This window comes from Rummeliibacillus sp. GQ308, from assembly GCF_059759115.1.
Genome location: NZ_JCAXDQ010000001.1, coordinates 900567 through 919678, shown reverse-complemented (window position 1 = coordinate 919678; position 19112 = coordinate 900567). Strand labels below are relative to the sequence as shown.

The 19112-nt window shown below is 38.1% G+C and carries 17 protein-coding genes; all 17 read right to left on the bottom strand.

The features are described from left to right. Positions 1 to 5 precede the first annotated feature (5 nt). The 17 genes from AC6CHJ_RS04360 to AC6CHJ_RS04280 all read right to left on the bottom strand — a co-directional run bounded on the left by AC6CHJ_RS04360 (position 6) and on the right by AC6CHJ_RS04280 (position 19033). Positions 6 to 872, bottom strand: a complete 867-nt coding sequence (locus AC6CHJ_RS04360) for a 2-oxoacid:ferredoxin oxidoreductase subunit beta (RefSeq protein WP_066785824.1) — start codon at positions 870 to 872, stop codon at positions 6 to 8. Continuing rightward, a complete protein-coding gene (locus AC6CHJ_RS04355) occupies positions 859 to 2610 on the bottom strand; it encodes a 2-oxoacid:acceptor oxidoreductase subunit alpha (RefSeq protein WP_392994556.1) in 1752 nt (583 codons plus the stop codon). The genes AC6CHJ_RS04360 and AC6CHJ_RS04355 overlap by 14 nt, the downstream gene beginning before the upstream one ends. A 214-nt stretch (positions 2611 to 2824) precedes the next feature. Then, a complete protein-coding gene (locus AC6CHJ_RS04350) occupies positions 2825 to 3181 on the bottom strand; it encodes an SdpI family protein (protein WP_498287406.1) in 357 nt (118 codons plus the stop codon). A gap of 165 nt (positions 3182 to 3346) precedes the next feature. Further along, positions 3347 to 3613 (bottom strand): stage V sporulation protein S, encoded by a 267-nt coding sequence (locus AC6CHJ_RS04345; protein WP_066785813.1) that lies wholly within the window; start codon positions 3611 to 3613, stop codon positions 3347 to 3349. 117 nt (positions 3614 to 3730) lie between these two features. After that, the gene (locus tag AC6CHJ_RS04340; protein WP_498287404.1) at positions 3731 to 4528 is read right to left on the bottom strand and encodes a TIGR00282 family metallophosphoesterase; all 798 of its coding nucleotides are present in this window, start codon (positions 4526 to 4528) and stop codon (positions 3731 to 3733) included. Positions 4529 to 4674: 146 nt separating this feature from the next. Further along, positions 4675 to 6231, bottom strand: coding sequence for a ribonuclease Y (gene rny, locus AC6CHJ_RS04335; RefSeq protein WP_147194064.1), 1557 nt, complete (start codon positions 6229 to 6231; stop codon positions 4675 to 4677). Positions 6232 to 6476: 245 nt separating this feature from the next. Then, positions 6477 to 7520, bottom strand: a complete 1044-nt coding sequence (recA, locus tag AC6CHJ_RS04330) for a recombinase RecA (RefSeq protein ID WP_498287402.1) — start codon at positions 7518 to 7520, stop codon at positions 6477 to 6479. Between the two features lie 170 nt (positions 7521 to 7690). Beyond that, positions 7691 to 8944 (bottom strand): competence/damage-inducible protein A, encoded by a 1254-nt coding sequence (locus AC6CHJ_RS04325; protein WP_150283934.1) that lies wholly within the window; start codon positions 8942 to 8944, stop codon positions 7691 to 7693. Positions 8945 to 9090: 146 nt separating this feature from the next. Beyond that, positions 9091 to 9669: a CDP-diacylglycerol--glycerol-3-phosphate 3-phosphatidyltransferase gene (pgsA, locus tag AC6CHJ_RS04320; protein ID WP_066785797.1), complete on the bottom strand. Its 579-nt coding sequence runs from the start codon at positions 9667 to 9669 to the stop codon at positions 9091 to 9093. Between the two features lie 46 nt (positions 9670 to 9715). Further along, positions 9716 to 10636, bottom strand: a complete 921-nt coding sequence (locus AC6CHJ_RS04315) for a helix-turn-helix domain-containing protein (RefSeq protein ID WP_147194068.1) — start codon at positions 10634 to 10636, stop codon at positions 9716 to 9718. Positions 10637 to 10653: 17 nt separating this feature from the next. Continuing rightward, entirely contained in the window at positions 10654 to 11454 is an 801-nt protein-coding gene (locus AC6CHJ_RS04310) for a DUF3388 domain-containing protein (protein WP_066791839.1), read from the bottom strand. A 458-nt stretch (positions 11455 to 11912) separates the two neighbouring features. Continuing rightward, positions 11913 to 12641: an elongation factor P 5-aminopentanone reductase gene (gene ymfI, locus AC6CHJ_RS04305; RefSeq protein ID WP_147194070.1), complete on the bottom strand. Its 729-nt coding sequence runs from the start codon at positions 12639 to 12641 to the stop codon at positions 11913 to 11915. Next, the gene (gene yfmH / locus AC6CHJ_RS04300) at positions 12638 to 13948 is read right to left on the bottom strand and encodes an EF-P 5-aminopentanol modification-associated protein YfmH (RefSeq protein WP_147194072.1); all 1311 of its coding nucleotides are present in this window, start codon (positions 13946 to 13948) and stop codon (positions 12638 to 12640) included. The genes ymfI and yfmH overlap by 4 nt, the downstream gene beginning before the upstream one ends. Further along, a complete protein-coding gene (gene yfmF / locus AC6CHJ_RS04295) occupies positions 13948 to 15216 on the bottom strand; it encodes an EF-P 5-aminopentanol modification-associated protein YfmF (RefSeq protein ID WP_498287400.1) in 1269 nt (422 codons plus the stop codon). Before yfmF ends, yfmH begins: the two co-directional genes overlap by 1 nt. 271 nt (positions 15217 to 15487) lie before the next feature. Then, a complete protein-coding gene (locus AC6CHJ_RS04290) occupies positions 15488 to 16447 on the bottom strand; it encodes an ABC transporter permease (RefSeq protein WP_147194075.1) in 960 nt (319 codons plus the stop codon). A gap of 1 nt (position 16448) precedes the next feature. Beyond that, positions 16449 to 17498, bottom strand: coding sequence for an ABC transporter permease (locus AC6CHJ_RS04285; RefSeq protein WP_498287398.1), 1050 nt, complete (start codon positions 17496 to 17498; stop codon positions 16449 to 16451). Continuing rightward, positions 17498 to 19033 carry an ABC transporter ATP-binding protein gene (locus AC6CHJ_RS04280; RefSeq protein ID WP_251645691.1) on the bottom strand — a complete coding sequence of 512 codons (1536 nt, stop codon included), beginning with the start codon at positions 19031 to 19033 and terminating at the stop codon, positions 17498 to 17500. Before AC6CHJ_RS04280 ends, AC6CHJ_RS04285 begins: the two co-directional genes overlap by 1 nt. Positions 19034 to 19112: the final 79 nt, after the last annotated feature.

Here is a 19112-nt window from a genome sequence, read left to right as displayed (position 1 = left end):
AGCTACTACATAAAGTCGTTCATCAATTCTTGAAGTTGTTCTTCTTTCATCATAATGTCCGCTTTATTCAAAGGTTCTTTACTGTAGCCTTCCACTTTATCCTGATAAGATTCTTCTTCATTGTTTTGATAGATAATACCTGTCACTAGTCCATCATGTTCCATGACAGTTTTCATTGCTTCCGCCCGATTTGTATTATCATAGCCTTCAATGCTTGAAAGTTTTGTTAAGTTTTCTTTAAACCAATCATACGTATTCACTTTATTATAAGTAACACATGGACTAAACACATTGATAAAAGAAAAACCTTTATGTTTCATTCCTTCTTCAATAATAGCTGTTAGTTCTTTCAAGTCAGTCGAAAAACTTTGAGCTACAAATGTTGCACCAGAAGATAGTGCTACTTCAAGTGGTTTTAATGAAGGCTCAATGGCACCACCAGGAGTAGATTTTGTAACAAATCCTGCAGCTGAGCGAGGAGATGTTTGGCCCTTTGTTAAGCCATAAATTTGGTTGTCCATGACAACATAAGTAATATCAATATTACGACGGATCGAATGGATTGTATGCCCCATTCCGATAGCAAAACCATCTCCGTCACCGCCTGTTGCGATAACGTTTAAATCACGATTGGCCATTTTGAGGCCTTGTGCAATTGGTAATGCTCTACCATGAATACCATGCAAACCATAAGAATTGATATAACCTGATAGACGTCCAGAACAGCCTATCCCGGATACGACCGCCAATTCATGCGGTACGATTTCAAGATTTGCTGCTGCACGTTGAATAGCAGCTTGTACAGAAAAGTCGCCACAACCTGGGCACCAGTTAGGCTTTACTGTATTTCGAAAATCCTTAAATGTTACCATCTGTTAGCAACTCCTTTACACGGCCAAATAGTTCTTTTGGCAAGAACGGTGTGCCGTCATATTTCGTCAAGTTGACGATTTTGTCATGGTGTCCCATGTTTAATTTGATAATATTCGCTAGTTGGCCTGTTGCATTGTTTTCAACAACAATAATCTTTTTAGCGTTTTCTACTAACGGTTTCATTTCTGCAACCGGGAATGGATGTATTAATCGGATATGTGCATGGTTTGATTTAATTCCCTCTGCTTCAAGCATTGGAAGAATCTCTTCAATTGCACCTTTTGTTGAGCCAAATCCTACGATTAATATATCTGCCTCTTCATGTGGTGCTGCTTTGAAGACCGGATTCTCAAAATGTACATGCTGTAATTTTCTAAAACGCTTGTCCATTTGATTTTTACGGTTACCAGCTGCTTCAGAAGGTTTTCCTTCTTCGTTATGCTCTACGCCTGTAACATGGTGGATACCATATTTCTGTCCAGGAACAACACGTGTTGAGATACCATCTTCTGTCACTTCATATCGTTTGAAGTATTGTTTATCTTCAATTTCTGGCAATTCACCAAGATTTAGCTTACCACGGCTAATGTTAATTTTTGAGTAATCAAACGGTTCAACTGTTTGTTTACCTAGTGATAGCTGCAAGTCAGACAAAATAATGACTGGAAGCTGTAATTCGTCCGCAATATTAAATGCTTGGATTGTATCATAAAATGCTTCTTCGCCCGTAGAAGGTGCGATAACTACTTTCGGAATTTCACCGTGTGTACCATAAAGCATTGCCATCAAATCGGATTGTTCTTGTTTTGTTGGCAGTCCAGTTGATGGACCTCCACGCTGTGTATCAACGACTACAAGTGGTGTTTCTGTCATGCCTGCTAAGCCTAACGCTTCCATCATTAATGAAAGACCAGGACCAGCTGATGCTGTGAATGCTCGTACGCCGCCATAATTTGCTCCTATTGCCATTGTAGCTGCTGCGATTTCATCTTCTGTTTGGATGACTGTGCCGCCGAATTTAGGTAGTTTCTTAATAAGATATTCCATAATTTCAGACGCCGGAGTAATTGGATATGCAGCCATAAAACGAGTACCTGCTGCAAGTGCTCCTAGAGCAATGGCTTCATTCCCAATCATAAATAGACGATGTTTGCCATCTCCTGGCTCAAGTTCAAATTTCCCTGCTTGATCTTGTAATAAATCATTCATCACTAAATGGCCTTTGGCAATAGCCTCCATGTTTTTTTGGACAACTGTTTCACCTTTACGACCAAAGATTTCATCTACTACAGATTGAAATGCTGCATCCTTTAAGTTCATAAGAGCAGCAGTTGCACCGATGGCAACCATGTTTTTCATTAGGGAAGTCCCTAGTTCTGTTGCAATTTCTGTGAATGGAACAATATATAGTTCAGCTATGCAATCTTCAGGCTTAGTTGGTTTGAATTTAGCATCAGCCAGAATGACGCCTGCTTCATTTAATTCTTTATAATTGACATCGATTGTTTCTTGGTCAAACGCAACCAATATGTCCAGATCATCTGGAATCGTATGCACAGTCGATGTACGAACGTTGATTTTATTATTTGTGTGGCCACCCTTAATACGAGAAGAGAAATGGCGATATCCGTATAAATGGTAACCAAGTCGGTTCATCGCAGTGGAAAAAATCTCGCCGGTACTTTCAATACCTTCCCCCTGCTGCCCACCGACTTTCCATGAAAGCTGATGTAACATCAATTAACATCTCCTTAATATACAAACGTTTAGCAATAATCCTACATAAGTTTAACACGAACAAGCGCTTGAAACTATTGTTATGGGATGAAATTGCTTAAAATCAGACCTTTGACGGAAAGCACATTTTCGCAGATGTTTTAAGTACTCAATGTAATGATGCCAAAAGCTATTGCTTAATCTGCCTACTAATGACATAGTGGCAACAAATAATTTATTCTAACAAAGTTTTTTCTAGCTGCTTTAATTTCCTTTCTACAGCCATAATTAAAAGAATAGACGATACTATCATCAACCCGATAATAACAAGAAGAGTATACTCACCATTTGATAAAGCAAAGCTTACTACAATGTCCAAGACCATTAGAATAACACCATATAAAATTAATAGTTTGGCGCTGTATTTATTTCCTTCCTTCCAAAGCACCTTATTTTTCATGGAGCGTGTTGTTCGATAGCCGTATAGCCCATTTATATCTTTTGGTGGCTTATACAACAATATCAGTCCAGCAATGATAAAGATTCCTCCCACAAGAATGCTCATTCCAACATTAATTAATAGCGTGCTCATTCGAATCCCCCATTCTAGTTAATTTACATTATATAACATTTAAGTGAACGGTGGAGTCACAATGAAGTTTTATTGCTTTATGTACTTTTATCTGCCAATTAACCGCTGAAAAGCAAAAAAGACAAAGGGATATCTCCCAATGTCTTAAGTAATGAAGTTAGCAATCTATCTTACTCGTTTTTCAACAAGAAGCTTTAATGCTGTACGATCTTCTCCAGCAATTAAAATATCTGTAAATGCTGGCGAACAAGTTAAATCTGTTCCGCTTGGTGCTACAAAGCCCCGCGCAATAGCAATAGCCTTTACCGCTTGGTTCAGCGCTCCTGCTCCTACTGCTTGCATTTCTGCAAATCCTTGCTCTCTAATCACTGCCACTAATGCTCCTGCCACAGAATTAGGGTTTGAGCGAGATGATACTTTCAATGAATCCACAACTATTCCTCCCTTAGTTTGAAAAAATCAGGGACATTTGATTGTCCATGAAGCATTGTATGCTCGCTCGCTTCCAGTTAGACTTCAAATTATGAATTACAGTCATGGCAATCTTATTTATCCTTTAAAAGGCTTATCTCCATTAATATAGATTCGTTCAATACTTTTCGCTTTACCAGTTATCGTATCCAGCTCAACAATCAATCCGCTAAATACTTCTCTGCCTTCTTGTGGCACTTCAAAGCGTACAGGCATATTTGTTTTAAAACGATAAAGCACACTTTCCTTCTTAGTGCCTAATATCTCATCATACGGCCCTGTCATACCCACGTCTGTAATATAAGCTGTACCCTTCGGCAAAATTCTTTCATCAGCTGTTTGTACATGGGTGTGTGTTCCAACAACAACTGAGGCTTTTCCATCTAAATGCCAGCCCAATGCCACTTTTTCGCTAGTTGCTTCGGCATGGAAATCAACGAAAACAAGAGGAGAAGTTTTCTTTGCTTCATTAATTAATTCTTCTCCCATAGTAAAAGGGTCCTGATGCGGTGGCAAAAATGTTCTTCCGTGCAAATTGATGATAGTGAGTGTTTCCCCGTTTTTTGTGATTGAAACCATCCCTTTGCCCGGCGCCTCTTCAGAAAAATTAGCAGGACGTATTAAATAATCGACATCATCTATAAAATCAAATATTTCTTTTTGATCCCATGTATGATTGCCCATAGTGATAACATCTATACCCATCATCAGTAAATCCTGATAGATTCGTTTTGTTATGCCTTTACCTTTTGCTGCATTTTCTCCATTTGCTATCACAACGTCTACTTGATATTTTCTTTTCAAACGAGGCAAATAATATTGAACAGCCTCCAATCCTATATCTCCCACTATATCTCCTATAAATAAAATTTTCATTGTTCCACCCATTCCATAAAAAAAGGCTTCTCGACCGAAGATCTAAGAAGCCTTTTGTCATTTAGTTTAGTTTGTAAAAAGTTAGAAATGATTTCGTTTATCGTTCCACTTTATAGCTATAGCAAGAGATGATGTAATGCTCTCTTTTATTTTGCGTAGTCTACTGCCCGCGTCTCGCGAATAACAGTAACTTTGATGTGGCCTGGATAATCTAGTTCGTCTTCAATTCTTTTTCGAATATCACGTGCTAGGCGGTGTGAAGCCAAATCATCCACTTGATCCGGACGTACAATAATACGGATTTCGCGGCCAGCTTGAATGGCAAATGATTTTTCCACGCCTTCGTAAGACTCTGAAATTTCTTCTAGTTTTTCTAAACGTCTAATATAGTTTTCTAGCGTCTCACTTCGTGCTCCAGGACGCGCAGCAGATAAAGCATCAGCTGCTGCAACGATGACTGCAATAACGGATGTTGGCTCTGTATCACCATGATGTGAAGCGATACTATTAATCACGACTGGATGTTCATGGTATTTTGTTGCTAATTCAACACCGATTTCAACATGGCTTCCTTCTACTTCATGGTCAATCGCTTTTCCGATATCATGAAGGAGACCAGCACGTTTTGCCAACGTCACATCTTCACCTAATTCGGCTGCCATTAATCCAGCTAAATGTGCCACTTCTATTGAGTGTTTTAATACATTTTGGCCATAGCTTGTCCGGTATTTCATGCGACCAAGGATTTTCATTAAATCAGGATGAAGATTATGAATTCCTACTTCAAAAGTAGTCTGTTCACCTGTTTCGCGAATTTGTTCATCAATTTCACGACGAGACTTTTCTACCATCTCTTCTATGCGAGCTGGATGAATTCGTCCATCTTGAACTAATTTTTCAAGTGCCAATCTTGCTGTTTCACGGCGGATTGGATCGAAACCAGATAAAATAACTGCTTCTGGCGTATCATCAATGATTAAATCAATACCAGTAAGCGTTTCAAGCGTACGGATATTACGGCCTTCACGCCCGATAATGCGGCCTTTCATTTCATCGTTAGGCAAGTTTACAACCGATACAGTGGTTTCTGCCACATGATCTGCTGCAAAACGCTGTATCGCTAATGATAAAATTTCTCGTGCCTTTTTGTCAGCATCTTCCTTTGCACGTGTTTCTGCTTCTTTAGTCATAACGGCAATATCAGTTGTTAACTCATTTTCTACTTCTTCTAATATAATCGTTCTTGCATCTTCACGTGTTAATGCTGAAATGCGTTCGATTTCAGATTGTTGTTTAGCAACAAGCTCTTCCGCTTTGCTTTCCATCTGTACAATATGCTGTTGTCTTTCTACTAACGCCTCTTCCTTACGCTCTAAACCAGATTCTCTCTTGTTAAGCGCTTCATCCTTACGATCAAGATTCTCTTCTCTTTGCAATAAACGGTTTTCTTGTTTCGTAAGTTCTGAACGGCGTTCGCGGATGTCATTTTCTGCTTCAGTTCGAAGTTTGTGAGTTTCATCTTTTGCTTCAAGTAATGCTTCTTTCTTCAGAGCCTCTGCTTCCCTTTTACCTTCTTCAACAATTAGTTCTGCAGTGCCCTTTGCACCTGTCACTTTTGAATCATTCACCTTTTTCGTAATAAAATAGATCACAGCTGCACCGACGATCAGTCCAATCAAAGCGGAGATGACTATTTCTATCATTCGAACACCTCCCCTTGAGTTATTGATATTTTCTTTTAGTCGGCTTTACATTGAGTTAACAATATAGCGCCAATTTCATTTCAAATTTAGAAATAATACATATTAATTGTATAGTTGATAGATAGACCTGTCAAGGATTCACAGTTTTTGGATACCCAAAAATACTAATAATTCTGTGATTAAAATCCTATATTTCTCCTAGCTAAAAAGGCCTCTTTTAATAAGAGGCCTTCACAGTAATATTATTACTCTTCAAATAGAGTAGGATTTTCTTCTGGTTCTTCGATAACTTCATATTCTTGCTCACCAATACCTGAAGCAACCCGAATTTTTTGTGCAATTTCTTCACGTACTTCTGAATTCTCTTTAAGGAATTGTTTTGCATTTTCACGACCTTGGCCTAAACGTTCATCTTCATACGCATACCATGAGCCGCTCTTTTGTACGATATCTTTTTCTACGCCGATATCGATGATTTCTCCCTCTTTAGAGATTCCTTCGCCATACATAATATCAACTTCTGCAGTTTTAAAAGGTGGAGCTACTTTATTTTTTACTACTTTGATTTTAGTACGGTTACCGACCATATCATTACCTTGCTTAATTGTTTCAGCACGACGCACCTCTAAACGAACTGATGAATAGAACTTAAGCGCTCTTCCGCCTGGTGTAGTTTCAGGGTTCCCAAACATTACACCGATTTTTTCACGGATTTGGTTAATGAAGATGGCAATTGTATTTGATTTATTAATAATACCGGATAGCTTACGCAATGCTTGAGACATCAAACGCGCTTGCAAACCGACATGGGAATCACCCATCTCGCCTTCAATTTCTGCTTTTGGTGTAAGAGCAGCAACAGAGTCGATTATAATAATATCAATAGCACCACTGCGAACTAGTGCTTCTGCAATTTCTAGTGCTTGCTCACCTGTATCTGGTTGAGAAAGCAATAATTCATCAATGTTTACGCCTAGTTTGGACGCATAAACTGGATCAAGCGCATGCTCTGCATCTATGAAAGCTGCTTGTCCTCCATTTGCTTGTACTTCTGCAATGGCATGAAGTGCTACTGTTGTTTTACCAGAGCTTTCTGGTCCATATATTTCTATCACACGGCCGCGGGGATAGCCACCCACTCCAAGTGCTGTATCAAGAGCTAAAGATCCAGTAGAAGATGTAGAAACTTTACGATCTGCTTGCTCGCCTAATTTCATTACAGAGCCTTTACCAAATTGTTTTTCAATTTGTTTTAAGGCCATATCTAATGCCGCTTTCCGTTCGTCCACTCTGTTTCCTCCTATTAAGAACACTTTTTTATTTCTAAACCTACTATACTTCTTTTCTGAGAAAAACACAAGAAAAAAGCGAACATTTATTCGTTAAAATGTACACTTTTAAAAACCAAACGCTAAATTGAATATAGAATTCAATTTTAGCGTTTTTTAGTTGAAATCTTTTAGGCTCTTTCATAGCCCTTTTCAATTAATAGCTGAATTAAACGATAGAATGCAGATTTCGTTGCACGAAGTCGATTTGTATTACGGCTGCCAGATAATTGGAGGCGATACGTATGCGGAGGCTCATCACCAATTGCAATACCAATCCATACAGTACCAGCTGGTTTATTACCGTGTGCTTGCGGTCCTGCTGCGCCTGTTAAGCCAACGCCAATAGTCGAACCAAATTTCTCCTTCACTAAACGCGCCATTTCACTAGCACATTCACTGCTGACAACGCCATGCTGTTCAATCACTTCTTTCGCCATGCCTAATTGATTAATTTTTACTTGCTCATTATATGTGACCATTCCGCCGAGTAATGCTTCACCCACCCCCGGATTATTAGCCAGTTCTGCTTGGAATAGCCCAGCCGTTAAACTTTCAGCAGCAGCGATGGTTAATTCATTCTTCATCAGCATTTTAGTTAATACGCTTGATATAGAATCATCGTCTACCCCGTAAAAATAATCTCCTGCTATGTGTAAAATTTCTTCTTTGGCTACTCGAATTTTTTTCCATGCCTCTTCCGTCGTGTCGGCATTCGCTGTAATGCGTATTGTCACTTCACCATCAGAAGCTAATGGTGCTAGCGTTGGATTCGTTTGGTTTTCTAGTAAATGTTGAAGCTTATCTTCTAATTCAGCCTCGCCTATTCCGTAAAAACGAAGCACGTGAGAAACAATTTGGCCTTTTGAAACAAGAGAAGTAAGCAATGGCTTTGCTTCGAATTGGAACATGGGTTCAATTTCCTTCGGCGGGCCAGGTAAAAGAATGTAAGTGTGATTGCTCGCTGTATACATCATGCCAGGAGCCATGCCATTTTTATTAGCTAAAACATGCGAGCCTTTAAGAACAAGAGCTTGTTTGCGATTATTTTCAGTCATTGGTTTGTTTTGGTTTTGGAAGAATTCAACTATGCTTTTCATTGCATCCTTGTCTTCTTCGAGTTCAATATGTAAATGCTTTGCGATTGTTTCCTTTGTTAAGTCATCCTTCGTAGGTCCTAATCCACCTGAAAAAATAATAAGGTCCGAGCGATTTTCTGCAATAGTAATTGCATCAAGTAGTCGATTTGGATTGTCACCTACAACAGTATGATAATAAACATTTATTCCGATTTCAGCTAATTGACTTGAAATAAACCGTGCGTTTGAATTAGTTATTTGACCTAACAATAATTCAGAACCCACAGCAATAATTTCTGCATTCATCTAAATTCATCTCCTTAGACATCTCTTCATTAGTAAAAAGACTCACCGTTCAGTATATGGAACGCCACGTTAGTGGTTGTACTGCTGCAAGCAACAGGACAAAATGAGTCTTTATAGTATTTCCTTATTAAGTTTGAAATAAACCGCTATTTAGATTCTAACAAAATTTTTCGATTTAACCAGAAATAGTCGAGTCCAGACCAAATCGTAAAGATAAGGGCCACATACAACATAATTTGATCAAAAGGAATGCCCCACATAGCAAAAATAATATTATGAAGCAATAGGAAGGCAATAGCTAAAATTTGTGTCCAAGTTTTAATTTTGCCTAACTGATTAGCAGCAACTACTTCACCATGTTCTGCACAAATTAAGCGCAAGCCTGTAACTGCAAATTCTCGGCTGATAATAATGATGATGACCCATGCAGGAGCATAGTCCAAACCAACCAATAAAATGAAAGCAGAGGATACTAGCAATTTATCTGCTAACGGATCTAAAAACTTCCCTAAGTTTGTCACTAGATTGTATTTTCTTGCATAATACCCGTCAATCCAGTCCGTCAATGACGCAATAATAAAGATTAAAGCTCCGACTAAATGCTCTACTGGCATCGTAGCCCCTAACATAGTCAAATTGCCCCAATGAAAGTCGATTACCATTATTATTACAAATATCGGAATGAGACATACACGAGACACTGTAATTCTATTAGGTATATTCATGTAATTCACCTTTCTTGCAAAGGACAATCATCACTTTTATTGATGACTATTCCTCTTCCTCCAATTTGATGACGATATTTTGAGTATAGCGTTCTGTTGGAGATGCTGCAAACTTAATCTGCTTATTATTCACATAAATTGTACCATTAGGAGATGCGCCGAGCCTTACTCTGATGCTTTTCTTACCTGTTGCATCCATCTCTAAGACATCACCATTATTGTACATTTGGTCAGCTTTAAAATTTTTCGCTTGGCTTGAAATTTCATTACCGCTTTCATCTTGAATGCCAATCCATGTGCTACCTGTCACTTTTACTTTTACTTTCAAATCTTTCGTACCAGTTAAAGTATAAGTGGTTGTAATATTGTCGCTTTCTAATTTACCTTTGGAGATAAGCGGCTTCTCTTCTTTTTTCGAAGAGGTATTTTCTTCTTCTTTTGTATTCTCTTTTTCTTTATTTACGTTATCTTTTTGAGATGATTGCGCTTTATTTTTATGTGAAACATCAGTTGATTCAACATTCACATCTTGTTTAGGATCATCTACCACATCACTCTTAAAATTATGTTGTTTTAAGAACCAAATGGAGACAATAATAACAATAATAAATAGTGCAACAATAATTTTCGGCATCCAATCAACACTTTTTCTTGCTGCTTTTTTCGTCATGGCTCTCCGTTGTACAGGTTGAGATATAGGAGATGTTGCAGCACTTTGATCTGCAGATTTATTAGCTGGAATTTCACCTTTATATGTTTCTAGTAAGTCATTGCTATCCAGATCTACTGCTTCCGCATATTGTTTAATGAAAGCCCGCACATAAAAGGATCCCGGCATAATACTGTAATTGCCTTCTTCAATGGCAGATAAATACCTTTTTTGGATTTTTGTGATTTCCTGTAAATCATCCAGACTATAACCTTTTGACATTCTCGCTTCTTTTAAACGAGTTCCTAATTCTGTCAATGATATACACCTTCCTGTTAAAAATTAAATCCTCCAAATCCACCGAAATTACTTGGGTCTTGCATGAAATCTTTATCCTGCTCCAACAACTTATATGTAATTTCTTCATCTGGATGATGTCTTAGTTCGATAATGTAGTCAAAGTCTTCAATTGTGTATTCGGATTGCTGAACAAAGACATCAGGATGTTCCACCACTATAATTGTTGGTAATTGCATAATTTCTCGTACTAACTGTTTATGCCCTTCATCTGTTGAACGTCTCGTCACCACGCCATCTAAAATAAACACATTGTTACTGTTAAATTCATCGCCAAGCAACCGATTGCGTAATGTTTGTTTTATCATAGTAGACGATAAAAATAGCCAACGTTTATTTGCAGAAACACTTGCGGCTACGATTGATTCAGTTTTGCCAACTCTTGGCATACCACGTATACCGATCAACTTGCGGCCATCTTTTTTATAAAGTTCCGCCAAAAAATCGACCAACAAACCAAGTTCATCTCTTACAAAACGAAACGTCTTTTTTTCATCTGCTTCACGTTGAATATAACGACCATGTCGAATGGCTAAGCGGTCCCTTGTTGTCGGCTGCCTAAACTTAGTTACTCTAATCGTTTCCATCGTTGAAATAATGTTTTTAAAACGTTCAATTTGCTCGTCCTTTTCAGCACGTAGTAGCATTCCGCGCCTGACTTGGTCCACTCCGTTAATAGTAACGATGTTCACTCTCAGCATACCTAATAGCGATGCAATATCCCCTAGCAATCCGGGGCGGTTGATTTGTATTTCGTATTCAAAATACCATTCTCTCACATTCAACGTTCCCTTCTATTAAAAGACGCATGATACCTTTTCTATGTTCCATAATAGCCGATTTTTCTACATAAGAAAAGAAAAAGAGAGAGAATTCCCCCTTTTTCCACTCAAGTATTTTAATTGACGACAAGAGCCTTGTTTGACGTTTTTTCCATTCGGGAAGAAATGAAAGATAAAAGTCTTAGCTATAAATAAATTTATGGAAATATTGTAATCTAAAGCAAACAATAACTAAGGACGAATAGTACTCTATATTACAAAAAATTAGAAAGTCTTCTATATGCATTTCATAATATTTGATACTAATATTCCCTCATGTAAAGTCTTTTATTATTAAATTGAAATGAGAGGAATTACTTGAGGTAATAAGTGAAGCTTTTTATAATTCTAAAAAAGGTAACAGACCCTCCAAATATATACCATATATGTCTGCACCTTTAGGTTGTAAGCAATCATTAAATATACCAGCCACCATTTAATCGAAGTATTTGGCCTGTCATGTAATCCGCTTTGCCAGATAGTAAAAAATCGACCAAATATGCGACCTCCTCTGGTTTCCCTCCACGTGCTAATGGGATTTCTTCTATTAGACTAGCCTTCTCATCTTCCGATAAATGTCCATTCATTTTGGTCTCGATAAAACCAGGAGCCACAGCATTTACACGAATGCCATTATATGCAACTTCTTTTGCATATGCTTTCACAAACGTATGGATTGCTCCTTTTGCTGCGGAGTACACAGATTCAAATGATCCGCCTGCCTCTCCCCAAATAGAACCAATAAAAGTAACATAACTAATCTCATGCTGGCGTAATTTTTGAGATAGAATCCCTATTAACTGTATTGGTGTTTCAACATGCACTTGAAAAAGATAACCCATTTCATTTGCATCGGTATCTTCACAAAGCTTGTATAGCGCATGGCCGCTAGCAATGACTATAGCATGTATTGTAAAAATCGACTGGCTAATTTGTTCAGCTGCTTCTTCTTTTGATAAATCAGCTCGTATCGGCATGAATTCTTGCTTGGGATACTGTTGAATCAATTCTTCAGCCAGCTGCTGCATCCCCGCGACATTGTGGTTATATTGCATATATAAAGACCAGCCGTTCGCTGCCAACTCACTACAAATGGCACTCCCGATTGAACCGGAAGCGCCTAATACTAATGCAAATTTTTTCATTTGGATTCTTCTTTTTCTTTTGAAAGCGGCAATATCGTAAATACAGTTTGTTGAGATTCACCTTGCAAGGATTGGAACGCTTTTTGAACATCAGACACGTTCAATTCTTCAATGACTTCTACCGAATCAAACAGATTCATTTCATTAAATTTATAACGCGTAAATTGATTAGCGATATACTCAATCGAATTAAGAGCTCTTAGGTTAAAGCCGATTCGTCTGCGTTTTACCCTTTCTAATTCTTCTTCACCAAACGGCCACTTTTCTTCCGCTTTCTGTAATTGGTCTTTAATCGCTTCCACTAATTTATCTGGCTTATGTGTATCGGAGCTAATCATAGCAAACCCAAAACCATGTTCCAATGAAAAGTCATAGGAGTAGGATTCGTCGATTAAACCTTCATCATAAACTTTTGTATAAAAATCAGATGAGCGGCCAAACAAAACGTCTAAAGCTAAACTAATAGCAAGTTCATTTTTTAGCATCTCACGACCAGACAAATCTGTTTCTTTCGCTTTCAACCCGACAGATACCTTAGACTTTGATACATCCATATGAAGAGTTCGTTCAGGAATCGCAACTTCTTTTGGTTCTGATACTTCGATTCGTTTAATTTCTTCAGGTTTTTCAAAAGTCTTTTTAGCTTGGTTACTCTTGATGAGATCAAGCATTTCTTCTGGCTCAAGTGCACCAATTGCAAATAACAGCATATTGGATGGATGATAGAACGTGTGGTAGCAAGTGTATAAATGTTCTGCCGTAATTTTATCAATAGATTCTACAGTTCCCGCAATATCAATCTTTACAGGATGTTCTTTAAACATATTTTCAATTGTACCAAAGTATAAGCGCCAATCAGGCTGGTCATCATACATGGTGATTTCTTGCCCGATAATACCTTTTTCCTTATTTACAGTTTTCTCTGTAAAGTATGGTTCTTGGACAAAATCTAATAAAGTTTCTGTACTCTCTTTGACATTATTAGTAGCTGAGAATAAATAAGCAGTTCTTGTAAATGACGTAAAGGCATTTGCCGAAGCACCATATTGGCTAAACTTTTGAAAGACATCTCCATCTTCTTTTTCAAACATCTTATGTTCTAAAAAGTGCGCAATGCCATCAGGGACTGTAACAGCCTCTTTTTCACCAAGCGGTACAAACGAGCGGTCCACTGAACCGTATTTTGTAGTAAAGGTTACAAACGTTTTAGAAAATCCTTTTTTCGGCAAAATATAAACGTCTAGACCATTTTCAAGCTTTTCATAATAAAGCGTCTCATCTAATTGCTCAAAATAAATTGGTTCCATTATTTTTTCTCCTCCATTCCACTTAAGAAATAGACGGTTTCTTTATGCAATTGCTTTGCCATATCGACTATATCTTCCTTTGTCACGGCTTTCCATTTTTCCTGCCAATGCTCCACTTTGAATACTGGATCTAATTCTTTGTATTGATCGTAAATTTCGATTTGACCACGCGCTGAATCCAACGCTTCTTTTAATTGGTTTTGAAGCATTGCTTTTGTTTGGCTTATTTCCAAGTCTGTAATTTCACCACGAGACATGGCCTCTAATTGTTCGTCGATTAATTGTGTCGCTTTTTTCTCGTTTTCAGTATCAATGCCTGACATCACATAAACCAAGCCATATTGTGCAGAATACGAACTTGAGCAGTAATAGGCCATACTCTCTTTTTCACGAACATTCATAAATAATTTTGAATGTGGGTAGCCACCAAAGATGCCATTGAAAATTTGCATTTTCGGGAAATCAGCATCAGTAAAGAAAACAGGTACAGTAAAACCAATATGCAATTTGCCTTGTTTCATTTCTTGTTTTTCATGCACATAAGATTCTGTTGGCTGGATTTTTGGCAATTCATTCTGTTGGAAAGGGGCTTTGCGATCTTGGAATGGTAAGGCTGTTTTCAATTCAGCTATCATTTTCTCTTCGTCGATATCGCCAACTACATATATATCAATCACATCTTCAGCAATCATGCGTTGATATGTATTAGTTAATGATTGGGGTGTAATCGCTTCAACTGCAGGGATTGTGCCATTTGCAGAAATAGAAGCAGGATGGTCAGGTGCCAAAAAGTGATTTAAGCGATTTTGAGCATAACGTGATTTTTCATCAAAAATAGATTGAATCCGTTCTCTCACCATTTCTTTTTCACGTGCTACGATATTTTCTTTGAATTCTCCATTTACAAAGTTAGGGTCGAATAGGACCGTGTTCATCAATTCTAATACATGGTCCAGCACATCACCGTGTTGTAAATAGTGGTCATTAACCGTTTCAACATTTAACAATACTGTATGTTCATTGCCTTTTTTCGTTGTATCTAGGTAAAGGACTGTTCCATATAAATCATCTAAATGCATTCTCATACTTGCAGGTGATGGGTACTTGGCGTTACTGTGTTGTAAAACATTTGTTAATACAGTTCTTTCTGCTGCCTCTTCCACTTGTAAAGGCCTACGGAATTTAATTGAAAAATTAATGGTTTTGAATTGATCAGTTGATCTTGTATGAATATAAACGTCTTTTGCTATTTCTGTCGTTTTAAACATTCAAACCCCTCCTATCTAATTAATATAACAATCCATTACTCCAACTATACATGCCAATTGAATAAAATTGCAACTATTGTAAATGAGATGAATTATGGATGTTGCTTAGAGTTCTTGGACAGTATTAACTGAGTTAGAAGATGACAATCAACAACTAATGGTTTCTTTATCAGTAGGTAGAAATACTAATAAACTACTAACCGGAAATACACTTATGATTTCCACAAAAAAAAAGACTACACAGTACAACGACTGCATAGTCTCTTTTAAATTATCTTTTGCCTTTAATATATGGTGTACCCGAAGCTTTTGGTGCTTTGGCTTTTCCAATAAATCCAGCAAGTGCTAGTATTGTTAAAACGTAAGGCAAGATTAATAGAATAACTTGAGGCACATCTTTTACATAAGGGATTGAAGCACCAGCAATACTTAACGATTGTGCTAGACCAAAGAATAGCGCAGCCCCAAGAGCGCCTAGTGGATGCCATTTACCAAAGATCATAGCAGCAAGTGCCATGAAACCTTGACCGCTAATGGTTGTCGCGCTGAAGTTCCCAGCGATTGCTTGAGCGTAAATCGCCCCACCAATACCACCTAATGCACCAGAAATCATTACTGCAATATAACGCATTTTGGTAACATTAACACCCATTGTATCAGCTGCCATTGGGTGCTCCCCAACAGAACGTAGGCGTAAGCCAAAAGGTGTTTTATAAATAATAAACCATGCAATAAACGCTACGACAATCGCAAAGATGGACGTACCGTATACATCTGTAAAGAACATTTTTCCAAGCAGTGGGATGTCCTTTAAAACCGGTATATCAAAACGAGAGAAACGTTCAGAAATTGAATCTGTTTGTCCTTTATCATAAATCATTTTAATAGAGAAAACAGCTACTGCTAATCCTAATAAGTTTAGCGCAACCCCTGCTACTGTTTGGTCAGCTCGGAATGAAACAGCTGCAACAGCAAGGATTAAAGAAAAGACCGCACCTACAGCCAATGCAACGAGCAGGCCAACCCATGGCGTCCATCCGCCAAGTGTAGCAGCATACTTTAAGTTGAATACAATACTGCTGAATGCGCCGATAATCATAACCCCTTCAAGTCCAATATTGACAACGCCTGATCGTTCAGTAAATACGCCGCCTATGGCTGTCATGATCAATGGTGCTGCATAGTAGATTGCAGAAGGAATAATAAAATATAACACATCTAAAAAGCTCATGTTATTTTCCCTCCTTTTTTTTCTTGCTTAAACGGTCTAAGCCCACACGAATAATATAACCTGATGCTACGAAGAAGATAATTAATGCAATAACAATGGATACGATTTCCACTGGTATGCCAGCTTCATTCGGCATATTGAGACCGCCATTTTTTAATCCGCCAAAAAGTATTGCGCCAAGTAGTACGCCAAATGGCTGGTTTGCTCCAAGCAATGCAACAGCAATCCCATCAAAACCAATACCAGTAAAGCCTGTCATTTTAGTAATATTACCGAAGGTACCTAGGCCCTCCATAGCGCCTCCAAGACCTGCAAAAGCTCCTGAGATAACCATTGCTAGAATGATATTTTTGCTAACATTCATACCAGCATATTCTGAAGCATTTTGGTTAAAACCGACTGATTTTAATTCATAGCCTTGTGTTGTCTTCTCTAAAATAAACCACATGATTAACACCGCAATTAGGGCAATTAGAAAACCCCAATGCAATCTTGAATAATCAGTAAGAGATTCAAAGAAAGGAGAACGAAGTGAAGCAGAATCGTGAATTTTTTCTGTCTTATCGCCGCCATCAGATAATGCAGATATAGTCGCATTGGCTACATGCAATGCAATATAGTTCATCATAATGGTAACGATAACTTCATGGACCTGTAATTTAGCCTTCAAAAGGCCTGGAATAAACGCCCATAGGGCACCTGCAGCAGCTGCTGCAAGCAAAGCTAATGGTAGATGAATAATGTTGGGAAGGTCGAAAGCAGAGCCAACATAAGCTGCTGCTAACCAACCTACGATCAGTTGGCCTTCTACCCCGATGTTAAATAATCCTGTACGAAACGCGAATGCTACTGCCAAACCGGCGAACACATACGGCGTGATCTGGCGAACTGTTTCGCCCATGTTATAACTGCTGCCGAATACCCCGTTCCACAGAGCGATGTAACCATCCACTGGGTTAAAACCGCTAATAAGCATGACGATTGCGCCAATAATTAAACCTAACACAATCGAAATAAGTGGAACTAGAATATTTACTACTCTTTTAGACACTATGCGTCACCTACCTTTTCACTATGGCCAAGTGAATGACCAGCCATTAATAGGCCCAATTCTTGCTCTGTTGTTTCTTTTGGCGAAACGGTATCAATAATCGATCCATCGTGAATTACAGCGATGTTATCAGAGACATTCATTACCTCATCCAATTCAAATGAAATCAATAATACCGCTTTGCCTTTATCACGTTGTTCAATTAAACGCTTATGGATAAATTCAATCGCCCCTACATCAAGTCCACGAGTTGGTAGCGCAGCGATCAAAAGATCTGGATCTCGATTAATTTCTCGGCCGATAATCGCTTTTTGCTGGTTACCACCTGATAGTGCTCTCGCCTGCGTCATTTCACTTGGTGTACGCACGTCATATTCCTCAATAATATTGCGTGCAATGCTATTAACACGTTTGTAATCAATAATGCCACCCTTTGATACAGGTGATTGGTAATACGTTTGCAAGACGATATTATGTCCAATTGGAAAATCAAGTACTAAGCCATGTTTATGACGGTCTTGCGGAATATGACCAATCCCTGATTCCGTGATTTTACGTGGTTTCTTGCCGGTAATATCCTTGCCGTTAAGCGCTATTTGGCCACTTTTCACTTTACGAAGCCCAGTGATCGCTTCAATTAACTCTGATTGTCCATTGCCGTCTATACCAGCAATACCAACTATCTCACCAGCTCTTACAGCTAAAGACAAATCTTTAACACGATCAATTCCACGATTATCTTGGACAGTTAAGTTCTCAATGTTCAGTACTACATCTTTTGGATGAGCAGTTGTTTTTTCCGTTTTAAATACAACCTGACGACCTACCATCATTTCAGCCAGTTGGTCCGGATTTGTTTCTGCAGTAGTAACAGTGCCAATCCCTTGCCCTTTACGGATAATGGTTACTCTATCTGATACATCCATAATTTCTTTTAATTTGTGAGTGATTAAAATGATAGATTTGCCTTCTTTAATCAAGCGTTTCATAATTTGTATCAATTCATTGATTTCTTGTGGTGTTAATGATGCAGTCGGTTCGTCAAAGATTAACATTTCAGCTCCGCGGTAGAGCGTCTTTAAAATTTCGACACGTTGTTGCATACCAACCGAAATATCTTCAATTTTCGCATATGGATCAACATTTAATCCGTACTTTTCAGATAACTGCTGAACTTTCTTTGCAGCATCTCGGATATTAACTAAACCCATTTTTGTCGGTTCACTACCCAAAATGATATTTTCAGTTACCGTAAAGTTTTCGACTAACATAAAGTGTTGGTGTACCATCCCAATCCCAAGATCATTAGCCTTATTTGGATCGGTAATCTTGACCTCTTTACCATTCACTTTAATAACTCCCGCTTCCGGTTGATATAGACCGAATAACACGTTCATCAGCGTCGATTTCCCTGCGCCATTTTCTCCTAATAACGCATGTATTTCACCCTTCTTAAGTTGAAGAGTAATATTATCATTTGCTACGAAATCGCCAAATTGTTTGCGTATTCCAAGCATCTCAATGACATAATCCATTTTGCTCACTCCCTTAATCGATCAATATAATATGACGGTATATCAATTAAAATCTTTGGTTAAAAAATTAACACAAGAA

Excerpts from the sequence above, each read along its gene's own strand:
- AC6CHJ_RS04280 (WP_251645691.1), bottom strand. The coding sequence starts at position 19,033 with ATGGATTATGTCATTGAGATGCTTGGAATACGCAAACAATTTGGCGAT.
- AC6CHJ_RS04340 (WP_498287404.1), bottom strand. The coding sequence starts at position 4,528 with ATGAAAATTTTATTTATAGGAGATATAGTGGGAGATATAGGATTGGAG.
- rny (WP_147194064.1), bottom strand. The coding sequence starts at position 6,231 with ATGATAGAAATAGTCATCTCCGCTTTGATTGGACTGATCGTCGGTGCA.
- AC6CHJ_RS04290 (WP_147194075.1), bottom strand. The coding sequence starts at position 16,447 with ATGAGCTTTTTAGATGTGTTATATTTTATTATTCCTTCTGCAATCTAC.
- yfmF (WP_498287400.1), bottom strand. The coding sequence starts at position 15,216 with ATGTTTAAAACGACAGAAATAGCAAAAGACGTTTATATTCATACAAGA.
- AC6CHJ_RS04355 (WP_392994556.1), bottom strand. The coding sequence starts at position 2,610 with ATGTTACATCAGCTTTCATGGAAAGTCGGTGGGCAGCAGGGGGAAGGT.
- yfmH (WP_147194072.1), bottom strand. The coding sequence starts at position 13,948 with ATGGAACCAATTTATTTTGAGCAATTAGATGAGACGCTTTATTATGAA.
- AC6CHJ_RS04360 (WP_066785824.1), bottom strand. The coding sequence starts at position 872 with ATGGTAACATTTAAGGATTTTCGAAATACAGTAAAGCCTAACTGGTGC.
- ymfI (WP_147194070.1), bottom strand. The coding sequence starts at position 12,641 with ATGAAAAAATTTGCATTAGTATTAGGCGCTTCCGGTTCAATCGGGAGT.
- AC6CHJ_RS04325 (WP_150283934.1), bottom strand. The coding sequence starts at position 8,944 with ATGAATGCAGAAATTATTGCTGTGGGTTCTGAATTATTGTTAGGTCAA.
- pgsA (WP_066785797.1), bottom strand. The coding sequence starts at position 9,669 with ATGAATATACCTAATAGAATTACAGTGTCTCGTGTATGTCTCATTCCG.
- AC6CHJ_RS04350 (WP_498287406.1), bottom strand. The coding sequence starts at position 3,181 with ATGAGCACGCTATTAATTAATGTTGGAATGAGCATTCTTGTGGGAGGA.